Below are 6435 nucleotides of genomic sequence, written 5' to 3' on the forward strand. Positions count from 1 at the left end.
TTAATCGCCCATGCGCGGCGAGCTGAAGACCTATCAGGCCAAGCGGCGTTTCGAGCAGACGCCGGAACCCAAGGGCGCCAAGCGGGCCGGAGACGGCGCGCGGCGCTTCGTAATCCAGCGCCATGCGGCGACCCGACTGCACTACGACTTCCGCATCGAGGGGGACGGGGTGCTGAAGTCCTGGGCCGTGACCAAGGCCCCGTCGCGCGACCCGTCGGTCAAGCGCCTGGCGGTGGAGGTCGAGGACCATCCGCTCGACTATGGCGACTTTGAAGGGACGATCCCGGCGGGCAACTACGGCGCGGGCACGGTGCAGCTGTGGGATGCCGGAACCTGGGAGCCGCAGGAGCCGGACCTGGAGGCCGCCTGGGCGCGCGGCCAGATCAAGATGATCCTTCACGGCGAGCGACTGAAAGGCAAATGGGCGCTGATCCGGCTGAAGAGCGATCGGGGCAAGCCGTCCAAGCGCAACAACTGGCTGCTGCTGAAGGAGAAGGACGCATACGCCGTGGCTGGCGAGGGCGACGCCCTGGCCGAGATCGACGCCTCGGTGACGACCGGCCGCTCGCTGGCCCAGATCGCCGAGGGGGACGCGCAATGGACCTCCTCCAAGCCGACCCGCCGCAAGGCGCCGCCGATGCCCGCGCCGTCCAAGGCGGCGTCCAAGGCGAAGCAGCCGCACGCCTTCGTGCCGATCCAGCTGTGCAAGGCGGTCGATCATCCGCCCTCGGCGGCTGGTTGGGCGCATGAGATCAAGTTCGACGGCTATCGGCTGCAGATCGGGGTCGGCGGCGGTCAGGCGGTGCTGCGGACCCGCAAGGGCCTGGACTGGACCGATCGCTTCCCTGAGCTGGCGGCGGATGCGGCCGGTTGGCCCGATGCGGTGATCGACGGCGAATTGTGCGCCCTGGACGAGGATGACATGCCGGACTTCAGCGCCCTGCAGGCGGCGATATCCGAGGGAGAGACGGGGCGGCTGGTCTATTTCGCCTTCGACCTGCTGTTCGAGGGGGCGGAGGATCTGCGTAAGCTGCCGCTGTCGCACCGCAAGGCGCGATTGCAGGCCTATATCGACCGCCTCGGCGCCAAGGCTGGAGGGCGTCTTCGCTACGTCGAGCACTTCGCCTCGACGGGGCAGGCGGTGCTGGAAAGCGCCTGCCGGATGCATCTGGAGGGCGTGATCTCCAAGAAGCTGGACGCGCCCTATCACGCCGGGCGGTCCTCGACCTGGGTCAAGTCGAAGTGCCGGGGGCGCGACGAGGTCGTCATCGGCGGCTGGTCGTCGGAGGGCGGCCGTCGGTTCCGGTCGTTGCTGGTCGGGGTGCGCGAGAAGGGCGGGTTGAAATACCTCGGGCGCGTCGGGACGGGCTTCGGCGAGGCGGCGACGCGGTTGCTGATCCCCGCGTTGAAGGCCGAGGCGGCGGACAAGAGCCCCTTCACCGGCGCAGGCGCGCCCGACGGCGGCAAGGACGTCCATTGGGTGAAACCCAGGCTGGTCGCCGAGATCGAGCACGGCGGCTACACCGAGTCAGGTTCATTGCGGCAGGCGGCCTTCAAGGGCCTGCGCGACGACAAGATCGCTGAGGACGTCACCGAGTCGCCCCAGCCGCCCGCGTCGCCGTCGACGTCGAAAAAGGGCGGCAAGGTCATGGTGGCGGGCGTCGTCATCTCCAGCCCTGACAAGGTGCTGTGGCCGGCGAGCGAAGGTCGTCCGCCCATCACCAAGGCCGACTTGGCGCGCTATTACGAGGCGGCGGCCGAGCGCCTGCTGCCCCATGTGGCTGACCGGCCCACGTCGATCATCCGCGCCCCGGACGGCATCGAAGGCGAGATTTTCTTCCAGCGCCACGCCATGACCGGATCGAACCCTCGTCTGAAGTTGATCGATGTGAAGGCGCGCACGCCCTATGTCGCCGTCGTCGATGTGGGCGGCCTGGCCGCCGTCGCCCAGTCGGGAGGGCTGGAATTGCATCCCTGGGGCTGCAAGCCGGGCGATCCCGAGACGCCGGAGCAGATCACCTTCGACCTGGACCCCGACGTGGGATTGGGCTTCGACGACGTGATCGCGGCCTCTCTTGTGGTGAAGGCCAAGCTGGAGGCGCTGGGCCTCAAGCCCTTCGTCAAGACGACGGGCGGCAAGGGTCTTCATGTGGTCGCGCCGATCCGCGCCGACGGGCGTTCCCGCGTGACCTGGGAGCAGAACAAGGCCTTCGCCAAGGTCGTGTCCGAGGCGATCAAGGCCGAGGCGCCGGACCGCTTCACCACCACCCTGGCCAAGAAGGCGCGCGGCGGAAAGATCTTTATCGACTATCTGCGCAACGGCCGGATGGCGACCGCCGTGGCGCCCTGGTCGCCGCGTGCGCGGCCGGCGGCGGGGATCGCCTTTCCCCTGTCGTGGGATCAGGTGAAGCCGGGACTGAGGCCCGCGGACTACAATCTGTGGGTCTGGCCCGAATTGCTTGAGCGGCCCGATCCCTGGGCCGATTTCCGCGCCGCCGCCGTCAGCCTGAGACCCGCCCTGCGCAAGATGGGCATGGAGTGACGATCAGGCCGACTTCTTGCGCGGGGAGGGTTTCTTGGACGCCGGCTTGCGCGCGGCGCCGGCCGAACCCTTCAGGCTGTTCTTCAGCGCCGCCATCAGGTCGATGACGTTGGTGTCGTCCGGCTCGGCCACGTCGACCAGGCCCTTGCCGCCCTTGGTCTTGGCCTTGATCATCTCGCGCAGGGCGTCGTCGTAGCGATCCTTGAAGGCGGTCGGGTCGAAGTCTGCCTCCTTCTGGGCGATGATGCGGGCGGCGATCTCGACCATGTCGGCGTCAGCCTTCACCTTGGGAATGTCGTCGAAATAGTCGTCGGCGTCGCGCACCTCGTCATGGGCGCGCAGGGTGTAGGCCAGCAGGCCCTTGCCGCGCACCTCCAGCGCCAGCTGGCGTTCCTTGCCGCGCAGGACAAGCTGGCCCAGCGCGACCTTGCCCTGCTTCTGCATGGCGTCGCGTATGACGGCGAAGGCCTCGACGCCCGCGCCCTTCTCGGGAACGACGAAGAAGGGATCGTCCCAATACAGGCGGTCGATGTCGGACTCGTCCACGAACTTGTCGATGGCGATGGTCTTGGTGCTGTCCAGCCGCACCTTGTCGAAATCGGCGTCGTCGAACAGGACGTATTCGTCCTTGGACACCTCATAGCCGCGCACCAGATGGCTGCGCTCCACCGGACCGGCGTCGGGGTCGGTCGGCACCATGCGGATGCGGTTGTGGGTGTCCGGATTGATCAGGTGAAAGCGCACGTCGGCGGCGCTGGTCGTCGCGGTGTAGAGCGCCACCGGGCAGGTGACGAGCGACAGCTTCAGGTGTCCTTGCCATGTGGGGCGAGCGGCCATGTCGGTTCTCCTCGACAGGCTAAATGCCCGGCGCCGACATATGTTCGCTATCGCGGGCAAGCGCGGGGGCTCCCCGGCTTGCCCGCGACGGTTCAGGTTTCGGCGTTCGCCTCGGCTTCTTGCGAAACGGGCCGACTCTCACGGGCGTCCTTGAGGATGTCGACGCCGCCCTTCACCGCGATGGCCGCCACGATCAGCCCCACCACCAAGTCCGGCCACGCCTGGTTCAGCGCCATGACCAGACCCCCGGCGATCAGGATGCCGCCGTTCGAGGCGAAGTCGTTGAAGCTGAAGGTCTCGGCCGCGCGCATGTTGACGTCGTCGCCGCCCTGACGCCGGATCAGCATCAGGCAGATCAGGTTCACCGCCGCCGCGATGACGGCCAGGCCCATCATGGTCCAACCGACCGGCTCGGTCCCGACGATCCAGCGCCGCCCCACGTCGATCAGCACCCCGGCTGCGAAGATCAGCAGCATGATCCCCGACAGCCGGGCGGCGCCGCGCTTCCACGCCATCGCCCGCCCGACAGCCAGGAAGCTGATCAGATAGACGATGGCGTCCGAGCCGTTGTCGGCGGCGTTGGCCAGCAGGGCGCTGGACTCGGCGAACAGGCCGCCGAGTCCGAGCATGACGAACAGCAGGACGTTCAGCACCAGCACGATCAGCAGCGTGCGGCGCTGAAGCCCCTCTCCATGATGAGATCCGCTCAATCCTCTATTCCTTCCGTCTTGCGGTGTTTGACGGCCTTAGCCGCGAAGGTCGGCAGCACCAGCAGCGTCAGGGCGGTCGCCGTCAGAAGGCCGCCGATGACGACTGTCGCTAGGGGTTTCTGCACCTCGGCGCCGGCCCCGGTGGCGATGGCCATGGGGATGAAGCCGACGATGGCGACCAGGGCCGTGGTCAGCACCGCCCTTAGACGACTGAAGGCGCCGAGCAGGGCCGCGTCGCGCGGTGTCTGCCCCGCCTGCAACCGCTCGCGGATGGCCTGCATCAGCACCAGGCCGTTCAGGGTCGCGACGCCCGACACGGCGATGAAGCCGACCGCCGCCGAGACCGAGAAGGGCATCCCCCTCAGCAACAGCGACAGCGCTCCGCCGACCAGGGCCAGAGGCACGCAGGCGAACACCAGCCCCGCCTCCGCGAATGACCCCAGCGCCATGAACAGCAGGATGCCGATCAGGACGAAGACCACCGGGATGACCAGGCCCAACCGCTGTTCGGCCCGCTTCAGGTTCTCGAATTGCCCGCCCCATTTGAGCGAATAGCCTGCGGGCAAGCTGACCTGCTGATCGACTTGCTTCTGGGCGTCGGCGACGAAGCCGCCCAGATCGCGGCCGCGCACATTGGCCTGAACCACCATGCGGCGGCTGCCGTCGTTGCGGCTGATCTGGTTCTGGCCCTCCTTCACCTGAATGCGGGCGACCGAGGACAGGGGGATCGTCACGCCGCTCGCCGTGGTGACGGGCAGGGCGTTCAGGGCGGCGGGGTCGTTGCGCTCGGCGTCCGACAGACGGACCACCACATCGAAGCGGCGGTCGCCCTCGAAGATCTGGCCTGCCTCGGCGCCGCCGATGGCGGCCGAGACGGCTTCGGACACGTCGGCCGCCGACAGGCCGTAGTTGGCGGCGGCGAAGCGGTCGACGCTGACCGTCAGAGTCGGCAGGCCGGACGCCTGCTCCACCCGCACGTCGGCCGAGCCGGGCGTATCGCGCAGGGCGTTGGCCACCTGATCCGCCGTCGCCTGGAGCTTGGCGAAGTCGTCGCCATAGACCATGACCGCCAGATCGGTGCGGACGCCCGAGATCAGTTCGTTGAAGCGCAGTTCGATCGGCTGGCTGAACTCAAAACTGTTGCCCAGTTGGGCCGAGGCGGCCTTCTCGATGCGGGCGATCAGCTCCTCCTTCGGCAGCTTGGGATCGGGCCATTCCTTGCGCTTCTTCAGCACGATGACGGCGTCGGAGATGTTCGGCGGCATGGGGTCCACCGCCGCCTCGGCCGTGCCGGTGCGCGAGAAGACGGTCTTCACCTCGGGCTGGGCCTTGATGACCCGCTCCAACGCCATCTGCATAGCCAGCGACTGCTCCAGCGAAGCCGAGGGCACGCGCAGCGCCTGCATGGCGATGTCGCCTTCGTCCAGGGTCGGGATGAACTCGCGCCCCAGCAGGGTGAAGGCCAGAGCGCCGACCAGCAGGGCCCCGAAGGCCGAGGCCAGCACCGTCTTCGGATGCGCAACGGCGGCGCGGATGGCCGGTTCGATCCAGCGGCGCGCATGGCGCAGCAGGAAGGTCTCATGCTCCTCCGCCTCGCCGTTCTCATCGACGTGGACGGTCTTGGGCTCCTTGACCAGCAGGGCCGTCATGGCCGGGACGAAGGTGAAGGAGAAGATGAAGGCGCCGACCAGGGCCAGCATGACCGTGGCGCCCATGGGGATGAAGGTCTTGCCCTCGACCCCTTCCAGCATCAGCAGGGGGGTGAAGACCAGAAGGATAATAAGCTGGCCGAAGGCGGCGGGCTTGACCATCTGGCGCGCGGCGCCGGCGGCGACGCCTAGACGTTCGTTGCGGGTCAGGGCGCGGCCCAGATCGGCGCGCTTCTGGCCCAGGCGCAGCAGGGTGTTCTCGACCACCACCACGGCGCCGTCGACCAGCAGGCCGAAGTCCAGCGCCCCCAGGCTCATCAGGTTTCCGCTGATGCCGAAGCGGTTCATGCCGATAACCGCGAACAGGAAGCTGATCGGGATCATCAGGGCCGTGATCGTCGCCGCGCGGATGTTCCCCAGCAGCAGGAACAGCACGACGATGACTAGGAGCGCCCCTTCGGTCAGGTTCTTGGCCACCGTCTTGATGGTCGAGTTGACCAGGGCGCTGCGGTTCAGCACCGGCTCGGCCACGATGTCGGGCGGCAGGCTGGCGCTGATCTGCTCCAGCCGTTCGGCGGAGGCCTGCGCCACGGTGCGGCTGTTTTCGCCCGCCAGCATCAGGGCCGTGCCGATGACCGCCTCATGGCCGTCGCGGCTGGCCCCGCCCAGACGCGGCGCCTGGCCGATCTCGACCACG

The 6435-nt window shown here is 68.0% G+C and carries 4 protein-coding genes; 1 reads left to right on the forward strand and 3 read right to left on the reverse strand.

Features of this window, described 5'->3' with window-relative positions:
• Window positions 1-10: 10 nt before the first annotated feature.
• Complete coding sequence (ligD, locus tag ACU5AP_RS14065) at window positions 11-2542, forward strand: DNA ligase D (protein ID WP_128719755.1); 2532 nt, start codon at window positions 11-13, stop codon at window positions 2540-2542.
• 3 nt (window positions 2543-2545) lie between these two features.
• Here ligD and ku read toward each other — a convergent pair whose 3' ends face one another.
• The 3 genes from ku to ACU5AP_RS14080 all read right to left on the reverse strand — a co-directional run.
• Window positions 2546-3379, reverse strand: coding sequence for a non-homologous end joining protein Ku (gene ku / locus ACU5AP_RS14070; protein ID WP_112999382.1), 834 nt, complete (start codon window positions 3377-3379; stop codon window positions 2546-2548).
• A gap of 92 nt (window positions 3380-3471) precedes the next feature.
• Complete coding sequence (locus ACU5AP_RS14075) at window positions 3472-4089, reverse strand: cation transporter (RefSeq protein ID WP_164918007.1); 618 nt, start codon at window positions 4087-4089, stop codon at window positions 3472-3474.
• The coding region (locus ACU5AP_RS14080; RefSeq protein WP_446681385.1) for an efflux RND transporter permease subunit at window positions 4086-6435 on the reverse strand (2350 nt) is incomplete at its 5' end. The genes ACU5AP_RS14075 and ACU5AP_RS14080, both read right to left, overlap by 4 nt.

Source organism: Brevundimonas sp. RM1, assembly GCF_052907225.1.